Consider the following 15,925-nt stretch of genomic DNA (forward strand, 5'->3'; position numbering starts at 1 on the left):
CCAACGCGGCACTGGCCAGCATCCACGCAGTGTCTCCGGTATTCGGGACACCCATTGACGGGAAACCATCCACTAGCGGCATTCCTCTCGGGGATCTTGGAACATGCACGGCGGAAGGGCCGCGGCCAGAACAATGCGCAGCAGATATGTCGAACGCGGCTCCTGCGTGTTGCATCTCTGTGAAGTGCTCAGCGCGAGTCGAACTCCATGCAGCAAGTTAGGGGGAGTTCCACAGCTACGCATTCTGCTGTTGATGTGTGCGAAACATCCCGGCTATCGGTCGTCCCTAACGTAGCCACGTTGGTCGCTCGCAAATCAGGTGCGGGCACGTCACGGCGATAGGAAGTCAATTGAGCGGAAATGCTGTTCGGCTGCAGGCGATCAACAACGTCGAGGCCTACGTGCCGCCGGCAATCAGCTTCGTGGTCGGTGAAGAGCCGGGTGAAGTGTTCGGCGCGAACGTCTTTAGCAAGGCCGTCATGCAACAGCGGCTTCCCAAGTCGGTCTACAAGTCCGTGACCGCCACCATCGAGCAGGGCGCCAAGCTGGACCCGGCCGTGGCCGATGCCGTTGCCTCGGCGATGAAGGACTGGGCACTTGAGAAGGGTGCGACACACTACGCGCACGTCTTCTACCCATTGACTGGTCTGACCGCCGAAAAGCATGACAGTTTCCTTGAACCAATCAGTGACGGTGCGACTCTGGCCGAGTTCGCAGGCAAGACCCTGATCCAGGGCGAGCCGGACGCGTCCAGCTTCCCCAGCGGCGGCCTGCGAAACACTTTTGAGGCCCGGGGGTACACAGGCTGGGATGTCACCAGCCCCGCGTACATCCTCGAAAACCCCAACGGCAACACGCTGTGCATCCCGACTGTGTTCGTGTCGATGACCGGTGAGGCTCTGGACCACAAGACCCCGCTGCTGCGCAGCCAGCAGGCGATGGGGGAGCACGCCGAGCGTATTCTTAAACTGTTTGGCCACAGCAACTTTGATCACATTGTGTCGTTCTGCGGTCCCGAGCAGGAGTACTTTCTGGTGGACCGTCACTTCTTCTTGGCTCGCCCGGATCTGATCAACGCGGGTCGTACTCTGTTTGGCGCCAAGCCGCCGAAGGGTCAGGAGTTCGACGACCACTACTTCGGCGCGGTGCCCGAGCGTGTTCTCGGATTTATGATGGATACCGAGCGTGAGCTGTTCAAGCTCGGCATCCCGGCCAAGACACGGCATAACGAGGTTGCGCCTGGGCAGTTCGAGATCGCTCCGATGTTCGAGCGGGCCAACATTGCCTCGGACCATCAGCAGTTGCTCATGACGACGTTCAAGACGATCGCCAAGAAGCACGGCATGGAGTGCCTGTTCCACGAGAAGCCCTTCGCCGGTGTCAACGGTTCCGGCAAGCACGTCAACTTCTCGTTGGGGAACTCGCAGTTTGGCAGCCTGCTGGTGCCGGGCGACACACCACATGAGAACGCGCAGTTCCTGGTCTTCTGCGCCGCGGTAATCCGTGCTGTGCACAAATTCGGTGGGCTGCTCCGGGTTTCAGTGGCATCGGCGACCAACGATCACCGTCTCGGCGCGAACGAGGCTCCGCCGGCCATTATCTCGATTTTCCTCGGCGATCAGCTGGCCGATGTGTTCGAGCAGATTGCCAAGGGTGCGGCGACGTCGTCAAAAGGCAAGGGCAGCATGATTATCGGCGTCGATACATTGCCGGTCTTGCCTACCGATCCGGGCGACCGCAACCGCACCAGCCCCTTCGCGTTCACCGGGAACCGTTTCGAATTCCGCGCCCCCGGCTCGATGCAGACAGTTGCCGCACCGATGGTCACGATCAACACGATCATGGCGGAATCGCTGGATTACATTGCCACCGTATTGGAAAAGGAAGTTGCCGACGGCACCGACTTCGACGAGGCCGTTCAGCAGCTTCTCACCGACATCATCACCGAACACGGCGACGTGGTGTTCAACGGGGATGGCTACTCGGAGGAATGGCAAACCGAGGCGGCCGTTCGGGGCCTGCCGAATCTCAAGACCACCTTGGACGCGCTCCCGGAGCTGATCAAGCCCGAAGCCCTGGAGTTGTTCGACAAGTACAAGGTCTTCAACGACCGGGAGATGCACAGCCGCTACGAGATCGGTCTTGAGCAGTACGCGCTGACGATTCACGTCGAGGCGAAGCTGTCCCTCGAGCTGGCCTCGACAGTCGTGCTACCCGCGGCACTGCGCTACCAGACTGAGATCGCGCAGAACGTCGCCGCACTGAAGGCCGCCGGGATGTCGCCCAGCACCACCTTGCTGGAGGATGTATCGGGCCCCATCGCCGACCTCGTCGCGGCCCTCGCCGACCTGAAGAAGGGAATCGAGAGCGACTCCGCCGTCAGCGCGCTGGAGGAAGCGGAGCACGCCAAGAGCCTGCTGCCCGCGATGGATGCGGTGCGAGCCGCCGCCGACATGCTTGAGGGGATAGTGGCCGATGACCTGTGGCCGCTGCCGACCTACCAGGAGATGCTTTACATCCTGTAAGTCGAGGAGCCAGCCGGCGGTGAATGTACCGCGATGCCGTGCTCATTCATTGTGCCCAAAGGGTTTAGTCGCTATCGATGAAAGGCGCCCGCCGAGTTGTGGGCTGAATACGGGCACGCACCCTATGCGTTCTGACCAATCTTGATCAGAGCAGGCCCTCGCTCTGTCACACTGATCAGTCGTCTAGCTGGGCCGTCGAAGGGACGCCGAGGGTGCAAGTTACGCGTGAGGCCCAGGGGGCGACACCGGACGCCGGTGGAGTCAAGAGGTTCAGGCTGCTGCGTTTCCGGCCGTTGTCCAGAGTCAGCATTCAATCCAAACTGATCGCGATGATGGTGGTGTGCACCATTGTGGGGGCCGCGGTGGTCGGCATCATCGCTTTTCAGGTCGGCCGCAACGGACTGCGCACGGCGGTGTTCACCCGGCTGACGGAGGTGCGGGAGTCGCAATCGCGCGCGCTCGCGGGGCAGCTTTCGGATCTGAAGAATTCACTGGTCATCTATTCTCACGGGACGACCGTCTCGGGCGCACTCGATGCGTTCACCAGTGGCTTTGATCAGCTGTCCAACGCGACCGTCGATCAGGCGCAGTGGCAATCGGTCGTCAACTACTACAACAGCAACTTCCTCAAGCAGACCGAACAGAACAGCGGGGTCAAACTCGACGCCGCAGCGGTGCTGCCCACGTCCAACGCCCAGCGCTATCTGCAGGCCATCTACACGGCTCAGCGGAAATCCGATGATGTGGCGATCGGTCTCAATGACGCCCATGACGGCAGCGCCTGGTCGGCGGCGAACGCCCGCTATCAGGAGTACTTCCGCGAAATCGCCAACCGTTTCCAGTTTCAGGATGCGCTGCTGCTCGATACTCGCGGAAACATCGTCTATACCGCGTTCAAAGATGTCGACTTGGGTACCAACATACTGACGGGCCCGTACAGCGGATCGAAACTACATGACGCGTATCAGAGAGCGCTGACGTCCAACGATTCAGACTTTGTGCTGTTCACCGACTTCGAGATCTATCAGCCGGCGGAGAATGAGCCCACCGCCTGGATCGTGGCACCGGTCATTCCCAACGACAGGGCAACCGGTGTGCTGGCCTTGCAGTTCCCGGTGTCGAAGATCAACAGCCTGATGACCTTCGACAAACGCTGGCAGGCAGCCGGTATCGGCAAAACCGGTGAGTCTTACCTGGCCGGCCCGGACGGTCTGATGCGTTCGGATTCACGTCTGTTCCTGGAAGATCCGCAGCGCTACAAGCGCGATGTCGTCGCGGCGGGAACTCCCACCGATGTGGCAGACAGGGCCATCCGGCTCGGTGGAACCACACTGGTGCAGCCGGTGGACTCCGATGCCACCCAAGCGGCACAACGTGGCCAATCGGGCACCCTGATCGCCACCAATTACCTTGGGCAGGAGACGTTACAGGCGTACGCACCGCTGGTGCTGCCGGACTCCGATGTGCACTGGTCGGTGATCGCGACGGTCGACACCGCGGAGGCATTCGAACACGAGGTGTCGTTCACCAAGACCATTGTGGTGTCGACCACCGGCATCATCTTCGCCGTCTGCCTGGCCGCCGCATTCTTCGCGCAGCTCTTCGTCCGCCCCATCAGGCGGCTGGAAGAAGGGGCCCGGAGAATCAGTGCCGGCGACTACACCGTTGCCATCCCGATCGAAACGCGTGATGAAATCGCGGATCTGACAAAAGCATTCAACGAAATGAGTAGAAGTCTGACCATCAAGGAGGACCTGCTCACCGAACAGCGCCAGGAAAACGACCGCTTGCTGCGATCGTTGATGCCCGAACCCTTCGCCGAACGGTACCGGCAAGGCGAAGAGCTCATTGCCACCGAACGTCATGACGTGTCGGTCATCTTCGCCGACATCGTCGGCCTGGATCGACTCCAGGCCGAGCTGGCCTCCGAGGATTCACTGGCGCTCGTCAACGATCTGGTTCGCCAACTCGATGCGGCGTCCGATGATCTCGGAATCGAGCGGGTACGAACGGCACACAACGGTTACCTCGGAAGTTGCGGTCTCAACACTCCGCGGCTGGACAACGTGCGCAGGATCATCGATTTCGCCCTCGCATGCCAGGGAATCATCGGGCGATTCAATAGCGAAACCGGGCATGAACTGAGCCTGAGGGCAGGCGTCGACACCGGCACAGTCAGCAGTGGGCTTGTCGGACGTCCCACGATGGTCTACGAAATGTGGGGAGCGGCAGTAAATCTCGCGCACCAGGTGAAGAGTGGTTCGCCGCAGCAGGGTATTTACGTCACCTCGCGCGTGCACGATGCCCTTCGCGAAACCTTCGAGTTCACATCGGCCGGAGCCGTTACGGTCGACGGGGAAGAACAACCGATCTGGCGGCTGTCGGAGAATCAGTGATGACCGACATCCTCACGTCTCCCTGGTTCTTCTGGTCTGTTGGCATCGCCTTCGGGCTGCCCCTGGGGTTGATCGCGCTGACCGAGTGGCAACAGGCGTTGCGCCGCAAGCACAGCGTCTTGGTGCGGCCGGTCAGCGTGCTGCGCAACTATCTGCTGCCGCTTGGTGCACTCCTACTGCTGCTGATCGAGGCGAAACAGATTCCGCCCGAGGCAACGTCGGTGCGACTCGTGGGCACCCTTTTCGCCTTCGTGGTGTTGGTGCTGGTGCTCTCGGGCGTGAGCGCCACGCTCTTCCACGGTGCTCCCGAGGGGACATGGCGCAAACGGGTGCCGGCCATCTTCGTCGACGTCGCACGGTTCGTCGTGATCGTGGTCGGCCTCGCGATGATCTTTTCCTACATCTGGGGCGCAAATGTGCGGGGGCTGTTCACCGCACTCGGCGTGACATCGATCGTGATGGGACTGGCGCTGCAGCAGTCCGTCGGCCAGATCGTCTCCGGACTGTTGATGCTCTTCGAGCAGCCGTTTCGGATAGGGGACTGGCTCGATACCCCGACCGCGCATGGCCACGTCGTCGAAGTCAATTGGCGTGCAGTGCATCTGCAGACTGACACCGGGCTGCAGATCACCCCGAACTCCGTGCTGGCCACCTCGTCGTTCACCAATGTGAGCCGCCCTGTCGGCAAGCACAAGATCGCGATCATCAGCGTGTTCTCTGTCGAAGACCCCCCAGATCGAGTGTGCGCCATGCTGCTGCGGGTGGCGGCCGAGCTGCCACAGCTCCGCCTGGATGCACCGCCCTTGTCAATCCCATTGGGCGGCATGGAATATCGCACCACTATCCCGCTGCTGTCCTTTGACGATGATGGCGAGGCGAAGGCGACCTTCCTGCGCTGGATCTGGTATGCCGCTCGCCGGGAAGGGCTTCACCTCGATCACGCCGCCGAGACGTTCTCCACACCGGAACGCGTCGCAGACGCGATACAGACTGTGGTCGCACCAACATTGCGGATAGGACTGGACGACCAGCAGGCGCTGATCTCGCATTCGACAGTCCAGCGTTACGGGTCCGACGAAAAAATTCAGGGCTCAGGCGAGGTGCCGAACCACATGCTGTTCATCGTCGCGGGCCGCGTGCGTCTCACCGCGGTCGGTGCGGATGGCGCGGAGATATCGGTGGGTACTCTCGACGAAGGTTCCTTTCTTGGGCAGAGCACGCTCACTCGTCAGCCGGTGATCGGTTGCGCGTATGCCGTTGGCGAAGTCACTGTCGTGCAGATCGAACGCGAGCAGGTCGAGACGCTGGTGCACCGGAACCCCTTGCTCATGCAGGAGTTTGGCCGCACGATCGAAGAACGAAGGGCTAATGTCCGCCGGGCAATCACCAGCGATGCCCTCGCAGAGAGCCGGAGCGGTTGAAACCCATCGGCCCCGGCGTGACCAGCAGTTGCTTGCATTGACGGCCTGTATACGGTCGGCGCATAGCCGCGAATATGTCATCTTGACACCTACATGCTGCGTAATGATCGTCACATGTTTGCTACTGATGCGACGGTCGCATCGATTGGTGCGGATTCGGGGTTTCTGACACACGGACACTCCGACAGTTCACACTTCCGGCCCCGTCCATGAGACCGTATCTCTCACTATGGATAGCGAGGCGAGTGGCCACCAATACCTCTCGTATGAGGAATTCGGCAGGGCGTTCTTCGAGATAGCCGTCAGCGAGGCCCGCGTACGGGCGGCGGTCGCGTCGATCGCCGGCGAACCGTTCGAGGTCGGCCCCATGGCTCAAGGGCCCGGAAAGATCGCCAAGGTCACTGCGAAGGTCCAGATCCTGGACCCGATAGTCACCCGGAACGCCGGCGAGACCATCACCTTCGACATTCAGGTGCCGTTGGCCATCGATCTGTTGATCGACCTGAAGCTCGACAAGAGCCGATTCAACGTCGCGGGCAATATCAACCTGAAGGCGACCGCCCGCGCCGCCGCGCCGCTGCAGCTGATCATCGACGTCGCACCGCCCGGCCCGTCAGACATCACCGTCGACGTGTCCTCAAACACCATTCGCGGCGAGCTGTTGCGCATCCTGGCGGGCGTCGATCAGCTGATCAGCCGTTTCATCGCCAAGTATGTCGCCGACGAGGTCGATAACCCGAAGGCCATGGCGGCACGCACCATCGACGTCGCGCACCGGCTCGATTCGGCCTGGACGGGCGTTTGATCGACCTCTCGGCCTGGGAACCTGTCACAACAGGGGAGTCCGGCGCCTTGGTCTACCGGTCGGCCGACCGCACGCGCTACGCGAAAGCGGGCGGTGCCGACCTGGAGGCGGAGCGAGATCGCATCGACTGGCTTAGCACTCGGGATGTCCCGGGCCCGAAGGTCCTTGAATGGACACCGGGGCCCAGCGGCCCCGTGTTGATCACCTCAGCCGTTCGCGGCACGCCCGCCGATCAGCTGGACGCGGACGATCTGGACAGGACGTGGCCCGCCATCGCCGAGACAGTGCGCCGACTGCACGCACTGCCGACGGCACAGTGCCCTTTCACACGGAATCTGGATGCGATGATGGCGCTGGCGCGTGACGTGGTGGCCCGCGATGCCGTCAATCCGGACTTCCTGCCCGATGAGGACCGTGATGTTCCTGCCGCGGAGCTCCTGGCGCGTATCGCGGCCGACGTACCGGCGCGCCTCGCCCAGGAAACCGGCGACCTGGCCGTATGCCACGGCGACTTGTGTCTGCCGAATATCCTCGTCGCTCCGGACGGCTTTTCGGTCGCCGGACTCATCGACCTCGGCAGGCTCGGGCTGGCGGATCGGCATGCGGATCTCGCATTGCTCTTCGCCAATTCGCGGGATACCTGGCCAGAGGACACCCGGGCGGCAACCGCACGTGGGCGGTTCCTGGACGTGTACGGGACACGTGCGGACCCCGATCGGCTGAAGTTCTATCTGCAGCTCGATCCGTTGACCTGGGGTTAGTATTTAATTATTGACTTATATAAGTAAAGGCTTTTAATATTGCGGCGTGCACGCCTTCGACATACTCGGAGACTCGGTGCGCCGGCGCATTTTGGAGCTGATCCAGGCGGGTGAGATGTCCTCGGGTGCCGTTACCGAGGTGATCCGGTCGGAGTTCGCGATAAGCCAGCCTGCCGTATCACAGCACCTGAAGGTGCTGCGCGACAACGGGTTCGCGACGGTACGTACCGAAGGAACCCGGCGTCTCTACAGCCTGGACGCCGCGCCGCTCCGGGAAGTGGACCGCTGGCTCGACACCTTTCGCCGCAACTGGACTCCGCATTTGGATGCGCTGGCCACCGAGATCTCCCGCGGCAAGCGGCACCGCGCATCCGCAAGCCCCCGAAACGACAAGGAGGACATCTCGTGATCGACGTTCAGCATCAGCTCAACGCCGTCCGCCGCACGGTCGGCACCAGGACATTCCAGGCACGAGAGGCGCGCGTTGTGACGGTCAGTCAGACCTACGACACCAACGCCGAAGACCTATGGGATGCCTGTACCAACGCCGAACGCATCCCGCGGTGGTTCCTGCCGGTCACCGGAGACCTACGCCTCGGAGGCCATTACTCATTGGAGGGCAACGCATCTGGAACCGTGCTCACCTGCGATGCGCCGCATTCGTTCAGCGCGTCCTGGGAAGCCATGGGCGCCACCAGCTGGATCGAGGTGACGATTACCCCCGAGTCCGGCGACCGGGCCACCTTCACCCTGGAACACATCTCCGATATCAGCGACGACGACGAACACTGGCTGCAGTTCGGTCCGGGCGCTGTCGGAGTCGGTTGGGACTCTGGGATTCTGGGCCTGGCCGGATACCTCGCGTCACCGGAGGATCGGATTACTCCCGAAGAGGGAGCGGCCTGGGCGGCCGGCGATGAGGGGCGCGCATTCATGGCCGGCTCCAGCGAACGGTGGTACGAGGCGGCCGTTGCTTCCGGTATGGACCCAGCGCAGGCCCGAGGCATGGCAGATCGCACCACGCAGGCCTATACCGCGGGCTGAAGTGGCCGGCGCCACAGCGGACGCTAGTATCGGCCCATGACCACATCGGCAATGCCGCCGGATGTTTCTGGATTTGGACGCGTCACCCAAATTGCTTGGGTTACTGATGATCTCGACGCCACGGAAGGCATGCTCAGTGCCGTATTCGGGGTCAAGAAATGGACGCGAATTCCAGATGTGCACTTCGGCCCCGACTCGTGCACCTATCGCGGTGCGCCGGCCGACTTCACCGCGACCATCGCGCTGAGCTACCTCGACGACATGCAACTCGAACTGATCCGCCCGGTCAGCGGTGTAAGCATCTATTCGGAGTTTCTGGAACAACATCCCCCGGGGCTGCACCACGTATGCGTGGAACCGCCCGACATGGACGTTGCGGTCCAACAGGCCACGGCACGCGGCATGGCAGTGGTCCAAGACGGTGTGATGCCCGGCGGTATGCGCTTTGCCTACCTCTCGGCACCTGAGGCCGCGTTGCCGTACATGGAACTGGCCCATGTCCCGTCCGAAATCCGGGCGTTCTACGACTACATCAAGAGTGAGCAGGCATGAGCGCAGCGATACCGGAAACCGTAGCGGTCCAGGACGTCACGGAGTGGTCTGACGAGGTAGATGTACTGGTCATCGGATTCGGCATGGGCGGCGGATGTGCCGCCGTCTCGGCCGCCGAGGCGGGCGCACGCGTACTCGCCCTTGAGCGTGCCGCCTCCGCGGGCGGGACCACCGCCATGGCGGGCGGGCATTTCTACCTCGGCGGCGGCACCGCGGTTCAGGAGGCCACCGGACATGCCGACAGCGCTGACGAAATGTACAAATACCTCATGGCGGTATCTCCGGATCCCGATCCGGAGAAGATCCGTCTGTACTGCGACGGAAGCGTCGATCATTTCAATTGGCTTGAGGCGCTGGGTTTTCAGTTCGAACGCAGCTTCTATCCGGAGAAGGCGGTCATCCAGCCCAACACCGAAGGGTTGATGTTCACGGGCAACGAGCTGGTGTGGCCGTACCGCGATCAGGCCGTTCCGGCGCCACGCGGACACAAGGTGCCCAAGCCCGGCGACACCGGCGGTGCGGGCATGGTCGTGGACCTGCTCGCACGGCGTGCCGACGAGCTGGGTGTACCCATCCGCTATGAGACCGGCGCCACGGCGCTCATCCTCGACGAGGAGGGTGCGGTCGTGGGCGCCACGTGGAAACGTTTCGCGGAAACCGGTGCGATACGCGCGAAGTCAGTGATCATCGCGGCGGGCGGATTCGTCATGAACCCCGCCATGGTGGCCGAGTACACCCCCAAGCTCGCCGAGAAACCCTTCGTGCTCGGCAGTACCTACGACGACGGTCTCGGCATCAGACTCGGGGTGTCCGCGGGTGCAGGTACCCGCAACATGAACCAGATCTTCGTGACTGCTCCGGTGTACCCGCCGTCGGGATTGCTCACCGGAATCATCGTCAACAAGAACGGTGAACGATTCGTCGCCGAAGACTCCTACCATTCCCGGACCTCTGGGTTCGTAATGGATCAGCCCGACAGTGCCGCCTACCTGATTGTCGACTCCGAGCACATGGATCGGCCGACCCTGCCGTTGACGCCGTTCATCGATGGCTGGGAGACCGTCGCGGAAATGGAAGCGGCGCTGGGCATCCCGGCGGGAAACCTTGAGAAGACCTTGCAGCGGTACAACGAACATGCCGCCAGGGGAGAGGACCCCGACTTCCATAAGTACCCGAAATACCTTGCCGCGCAGGGAACCGGCCCATGGGGTGCGTTCGATCTGACCCTTGGTAAGGCGATCTATGCGGGATTCACGCTGGGTGGACTTCGCACGGATTCGGACGGACGTGTGCTCGCCGAATCCGGGGAGCCGATATCGGGTCTCTATGCGGCGGGCGCCAGCGCTTCGAACATTGCTCAGGACGGGAAGGGCTACAGCAGCGGAACCCGGCTTGGCGAAGCGTCGTTCTTCGGCCGGCGCGCAGGTTCGCACGCGTCAGCAGGGGTATCCACCGGCTAATCCGATCTGGCACGCTATGTGAGGCCGGTCACAAACGTGCATCAAATGGTTGTCCAACGGGATAGCCGGTGGGTGACTGTGAACATGTCGCCTAGGCTGGGCGCAACGGAAAGGTGACTCCAATGGCGGAGGTCTATACCAGCAACGGGAACCGGCCCGCCCCGGCCCGTAAGATCCGCAAGCTGGCCAACGTCGCACTGAACATCGATGGCACCGTCGGACATATCGAATCGATGGCTGTTGAGGTGCACGACCTCACCGATCGGGTGGGTTCGATGCTCGACCACCTGGACTCCAGCCTGGAGCGGCTCGACGACTCCCTCGACTCGCTGAACCTCACGTTGAACAATCTGGCCGAGACCACCACGACCCTGGCTAACACGATGACGAGCCTCGAGACCCTCATCGACGTGGTCAATCCGCTCATCCGCGTACTGAAGGTCGCGCTCTACCCCACGAAGATCGTGCTGGATTTCGCCGACGATCGGATCGCCCAAGTCGAACGCGCCCTGCACCGGTAGGGCTTCCTTCCCTGGTCATCCCCGGATACTCCTGACGTTCGATTAACATACATACCGGATTGTCGGTAATGTCTCATCGACGTAGGTGATGAGGACGAAGGGAGTCGCGATGAGCGATTCATCCGATCAGCCCCGGAGGCCCCGGAAGCTTGATCCGGTTTCCGCCGAGATTCAGTTCGATCGGCTGGCAGCTACGGCCGGTCAGCTCCTCAAGGCCGGGTCGCGCATCCTGAGCCAACGTCCCACCGAACGCGACCTGCGCCAGGTGGTCGCCAAGGAAATGCGGCGTTCATTTGCCGAACTCGGTCCCGCCTACGTCAAGTTCGGCCAGCTCATCGCGTCATCGCCGGGGATGTTCCCCGAGGACCTCTCCGCGGAGTTTCGGTCGCTGCTCGATCAGGTACCACCGGCGAACCCGCGGACCATCCGTTCCATGCTCACCGACGAGCTCGGCGCCCCACCCGAGGACGTGTTCGGCTCCTTCGATGAGGTTCCCTTTGCCTCGGCATCCATCGCCCAGGTGCACAAGGCGACCCTGAAGGACGGCACCGCGGTCGTCGTCAAGATCCAGCGCCCCGCGATCCGCACCAGGCTCGCGGCCGATCTGCAGATCCTCAAACAAATCGCCCGGGGCCTGGAACTCACCGAGATGGGCCGCATGTCGAACATCTACGAGGTGATGCAGGATTTCGAGGCCAATCTCGCCGAGGAGCTCGACTTCACTCTGGAAGCCCAGGCCATGCGGGACTGGACCGCTGGCCTTGCGGGCTCCAAGTACGCACCGAAGGTGCGAGTACCCCAGCTCTATTCGGAGCTGTGTACCGACAAGGTGCTCACCATGGAGTACGTCGAGGGTATCCGTATCGACAACGCGGAAGGTATCCGTGCGGCAGGCTTCGACGGCCCCGAGGTGGTCAAGACCCTCATGCTCACCCTTTTCGATTCGGCGTTCGCCGCGGGCACCTTCCATGGTGATTTGCATGCCGGAAACCTGATGGTGGACCCGCAAGGGCGAATCGTGTTCCTGGACTTCGGAATCGTCGGCCGCCTCGACGAGCGCACCCGCAAGACGCTGCGCGAGTTGATCGGTGCACTCATCATCGAGCCCGATGACGAGGCAGCCGCGCGAACGCTGATCAAATTGGGGGCCATCGATCCCGGCGCCGACCCGGCCAAGGTTGCCGAGTCGCTCCGGAAGGTCACCCGTCCCATGGGTACCTCATTGGGCAAGATCTCCTACGGCACGATCGGCCGACAGCTCACCGCGTTGGGGCGCGAGCACGACGCTATCCTCCCCAAGGAATTCATCCTGGTGGGCAAGCAACTGCTCTATGTCGAGCGGTACACCAAACTGCTTGCGCCGGACTGGCAGCCGGTGGGGGACCCGGAAATACTCACCTACTTCGGCACCTTGATATCGGAGTATCAGCAGGCCCGCGAAGAAATCAAGGATGAGGTCGGAGAATGACACGCACCGCTGGCAGCCCAGCGCGGCCTGCTACCCGCGATCATCGTGCCGGGCGACGCACTCAGGAGGAACGTAGCGCCGCGATGCGCAGCAGGCTCCTGGACGCCACGGTGGATTGCCTGGTCAAATATGGATACGCGGGCACCACCACCACGCGCGTGGCGCAACGCGCCGGCGTCACCCGTGGCGCGCTTGTGCACCATTTCCAGTCGAAATCCGAACTTCTCGGAGAATCGGTGCGGCACTTGGCGTTCAAGCAAGGGCAGGAGATTCTTTCCGAGCTGATAGCGCTGGACAGTGAGAGTGGAACCGACTTCGTCAGCCGTTGTCTGGATGCGCTCTGGCGAATGCATCAGGGGTCGATGTTCATCGCCACCATGGAGCTATGGATTGCCGCGCGAACCGATCCCGAACTATCGGCTCAGATGGACCAGTTCGAATTTATTGTGATGCAGCAGTTCTCGACGCTGGGTCAATCGGTAAGTCAGACCGACGAAGAGCTGCGGGTCATTCGCAACATCACACTCACCGCCATGGACGCCGTTCGTGGGATCTTGGTCAACAGCATGACCGCACCGCAGGAGGCTCGTGATCAACGCTGGGCGCGCGCCAAGTCGATGTTGTTGAATATCGTCGAGTCGCCGATGGTCGGTGCGCCACTGGATTCCGCGTTACGCACCATCGACACCGGAAAGCTCAGTCTTTCCGACTAGGGCCGGACTCTCGCGCCGCTGCTTCCTCCATGCGTGATTGCTCGGCTTGGATCACCATGTTCCCGAAGTATCCGATGAATGACGGATCCGAGAGAATGGCCCAGTCGGGCGCCAGCAGCTTCATGTAGCGCTCCACATACAGCAGCTGCTTGGAGATCAGTACCAGCTCGCGCGGGAGTCGCACGTCGTATTCCTTGGCCATCATCGCCAGCTGCTTACCCAGCTGTCCGTAGGAGATCGCCGAAAGCTTCGATTGCTGTAGGGGACTGGTGAAATCGGAGATGGTCTTGGCGGCAGTTGTGGAATCGGCCGGCTTGCCTCGATCGCCGATGGCACCGAGTTTGTATATGCCGCGCGCCACGGCCGCATGATCGTTCTTGACGAACAGATCGACCATGATCTCGGTGAAGATCTTGCGGCTGCGTTCGTCGATACGGCCAACGATCCCGAAGTCCAGGAAGACGATTCGGCCGTTGGAATCCACCAAGAGATTGCCCGCATGTAGGTCTCCGTGAAAGAGCCCCTTGTGAAATCCCGTCTCGAACAGTGAGTAGACGATGGCCTTGACCAATCCGACCCCGTCAAAACCGGCCGCGGCGAGCTCGGTGACGTTGTCGATCCGGATTCCCTCGACATACTCCATCGTGAGTACCCGTTCGGTGCTGTACTGCCAGAACACCTTGGGGACTCGCACCTTGTCGCCGTACTCGGTGTCGGCCAAACTGGCGATCCACTGTTCCATGGCGTGGCCCTCGGCCGCGAAATCCAGCTCCTCATTGAGGTTCTGCTCGAAATCCTCGATGATCTCGGTCGCGTTGGTGGCGCGGCCCAGATCGGTTTTGACGACGACCCGCGCCAGCCGGCCCCAGATTCGGATATCGGCGGCCAACCGGGTGCGGATCTTCGGCCGCTGAATCTTCACCACCACCCGTTCACCTGTCTTCAAGGTGGCGTGGTGCACCTGGGCTATGGACGCAGAGGCGAAGGGGTGCTCATCAAATGTTGCGAATATCGTTGCTGGATCAGCGCCTAACTGCTCCCGCACGGTCTGGTGGATCAGTTCAGATGATGCCGGCGGAACTCTGTCGAGCAGGGTGCGGAACTCGTTGGACAGCGCCTCGGGGAAGACGCCGGGGGAGGAGGCGATGAGCTGTCCCAGCTTCACGTAGGTGGGACCCATCAGGGCGAAGGTCCGGCGCAGCTCGTGTGCCGCGCGCACTTCCAGAGACTTCCCGCGACGGGGCCGCACCAGCAGGCGGGCTCCGGAACTGGCCAGTCGGGACGCGGCGATGCCGACGCGCCCGACCTCCACTCTTAGCGGGGGTGGATGCAACGTGACCCGCGGGCGGGTGATCTCGATATCGATCGCCCCCCTGGCCGGTTGCGAATTCGCCGTTGCCGCGGCGATTTCCGAGGTAGATTCCGGGGGGCCGGGCTGTTGTGTCCCACTCTCGGACAGTCCAGTGGCGAGGGGCGCCGCGTCGTTGCCCGCGCCCTCGGGGGTGGTCATGTGCGCCACTGTAATACATACGAGCACAGTTGTATGTAACGTGCGCTGAGCTACTGCCGGGTAGCCGCAGAATCGGGCCCATCCACCCACAGGTCTGTCGGTATTTGACGGCAGTACACCTGCATTTAGTCGGCGCGCAGTGCGAGATCAGCGGTAATTGCATCTTACATACACGAGGGTATGTATGTTACGTTCGGATCCGCTGGTGCCAATCCGTGCCAGACCAATGACAAAGGAGTCTTCCGCCCATGTCCGAGCTGCACTCCAGCATCGACCTCCCGTACAGCATCGACAAGCTCTGGTCGGTGTTGCCGGATCTCAACAAATACGACGAGTGGATGACCATCCACACCGGATTCAAGGGCGATGTCCCGGCGATCGAGGACATCAAGGTCGGCACCAAGTTCTCCGAAATCGTCACCCTCATGGGCATGGCCAACACGGTCGAGTGGACCGTGCAGGAGTTCACCCCGGCAGACGAGGTGCTGTCCGCCAAGAAGGGCGCCTTCAAGCTGGGCGGGACCGGTATGGCCGGAGTCGAGGCCATCATCAAGTCGAGTGTCGAAGAAATCGATGCCGACAACACCCGGGTGAACGTGGACTCGTCCTTCACCGGGCAGATGCTCACCGGGGCAATCGGCACGGCCATCGATAAGGCCGTGCAGGAAGAGCTCGAAAACTCCGTCGCCCGCCTCAAAGAGTTGCTGGCCAAGGAACTCGGCTAACCGGGTCTGCCGACGTCGATCACT

General features: G+C 62.0%; 14 protein-coding genes. 13 read left to right on the forward strand and 1 reads right to left on the reverse strand.

The window, feature by feature from the left end; genetic code table 11:
- Positions 1-350 precede the first annotated feature (350 nt).
- The 12 genes from AOT87_RS08695 to AOT87_RS08750 all read left to right on the forward strand — a co-directional run bounded on the left by AOT87_RS08695 (position 351) and on the right by AOT87_RS08750 (position 13,666).
- Positions 351-2,525 carry a glutamine synthetase III gene (locus AOT87_RS08695; RefSeq protein WP_057969232.1) on the forward strand — a complete coding sequence of 725 codons (2,175 nt, stop codon included), beginning with the start codon at positions 351-353 and terminating at the stop codon, positions 2,523-2,525.
- Positions 2,526-2,854: 329 nt separating this feature from the next.
- A complete protein-coding gene (locus tag AOT87_RS08700; protein WP_109398587.1) occupies positions 2,855-4,921 on the forward strand; it encodes an adenylate/guanylate cyclase domain-containing protein in 2,067 nt (688 codons plus the stop codon).
- Positions 4,921-6,342 carry a mechanosensitive ion channel family protein gene (locus tag AOT87_RS08705; protein ID WP_057969234.1) on the forward strand — a complete coding sequence of 474 codons (1,422 nt, stop codon included), beginning with the start codon at positions 4,921-4,923 and terminating at the stop codon, positions 6,340-6,342. Before AOT87_RS08700 ends, AOT87_RS08705 begins: the two co-directional genes overlap by 1 nt.
- A gap of 229 nt (positions 6,343-6,571) precedes the next feature.
- Positions 6,572-7,147: a hypothetical protein gene (locus AOT87_RS08710; protein ID WP_046253635.1), complete on the forward strand. Its 576-nt coding sequence runs from the start codon at positions 6,572-6,574 to the stop codon at positions 7,145-7,147.
- Positions 7,132-7,908 (forward strand): APH(3'') family aminoglycoside O-phosphotransferase, encoded by a 777-nt coding sequence (locus AOT87_RS08715; RefSeq protein WP_057969235.1) that lies wholly within the window; start codon positions 7,132-7,134, stop codon positions 7,906-7,908. The genes AOT87_RS08710 and AOT87_RS08715 overlap by 16 nt, the downstream gene beginning before the upstream one ends.
- Before the next feature lie 46 nt (positions 7,909-7,954).
- Positions 7,955-8,317, forward strand: coding sequence for a metalloregulator ArsR/SmtB family transcription factor (locus tag AOT87_RS08720; protein WP_057969236.1), 363 nt, complete (start codon positions 7,955-7,957; stop codon positions 8,315-8,317).
- Positions 8,314-8,952 (forward strand): SRPBCC family protein, encoded by a 639-nt coding sequence (locus AOT87_RS08725; protein ID WP_030097986.1) that lies wholly within the window; start codon positions 8,314-8,316, stop codon positions 8,950-8,952. Before AOT87_RS08720 ends, AOT87_RS08725 begins: the two co-directional genes overlap by 4 nt.
- 36 nt (positions 8,953-8,988) lie before the next feature.
- On the forward strand, positions 8,989-9,504 hold the full coding sequence (locus AOT87_RS08730) for a VOC family protein (RefSeq protein WP_057969237.1): 516 nt from the start codon (positions 8,989-8,991) through the stop codon (positions 9,502-9,504).
- On the forward strand, positions 9,501-10,964 hold the full coding sequence (locus tag AOT87_RS08735) for an FAD-binding protein (protein WP_057969238.1): 1,464 nt from the start codon (positions 9,501-9,503) through the stop codon (positions 10,962-10,964). Before AOT87_RS08730 ends, AOT87_RS08735 begins: the two co-directional genes overlap by 4 nt.
- A gap of 122 nt (positions 10,965-11,086) precedes the next feature.
- Positions 11,087-11,485: a hypothetical protein gene (locus tag AOT87_RS08740; protein WP_030097983.1), complete on the forward strand. Its 399-nt coding sequence runs from the start codon at positions 11,087-11,089 to the stop codon at positions 11,483-11,485.
- A gap of 109 nt (positions 11,486-11,594) precedes the next feature.
- Entirely contained in the window at positions 11,595-12,953 is a 1,359-nt protein-coding gene (locus AOT87_RS08745; RefSeq protein ID WP_057969239.1) for an AarF/UbiB family protein, read from the forward strand.
- An 83-nt stretch (positions 12,954-13,036) separates the two neighbouring features.
- A complete protein-coding gene (locus tag AOT87_RS08750) occupies positions 13,037-13,666 on the forward strand; it encodes a TetR/AcrR family transcriptional regulator (RefSeq protein WP_057969240.1) in 630 nt (209 codons plus the stop codon).
- On the opposite strand, the gene AOT87_RS08755 is transcribed toward AOT87_RS08750, so the two are convergent.
- Positions 13,650-15,176: an AarF/UbiB family protein gene (locus AOT87_RS08755; RefSeq protein WP_078322528.1), complete on the reverse strand. Its 1,527-nt coding sequence runs from the start codon at positions 15,174-15,176 to the stop codon at positions 13,650-13,652. The two genes, AOT87_RS08750 and AOT87_RS08755, sit on opposite strands and share 17 nt — an antisense overlap.
- 248 nt (positions 15,177-15,424) lie before the next feature.
- On the opposite strand from AOT87_RS08755, the gene AOT87_RS08760 reads away from it, so the two are divergent.
- Positions 15,425-15,901 carry an SRPBCC family protein gene (locus tag AOT87_RS08760; RefSeq protein WP_030097979.1) on the forward strand — a complete coding sequence of 159 codons (477 nt, stop codon included), beginning with the start codon at positions 15,425-15,427 and terminating at the stop codon, positions 15,899-15,901.
- The last annotated feature ends 24 nt before the right edge of the window (positions 15,902-15,925 follow it).

Origin of the sequence: Mycobacteroides sp. H003 (genome assembly GCF_001440135.1) — a bacterium.
Taxonomy (GTDB): domain Bacteria; phylum Actinomycetota; class Actinomycetes; order Mycobacteriales; family Mycobacteriaceae; genus Mycobacterium; species Mycobacterium gwanakae.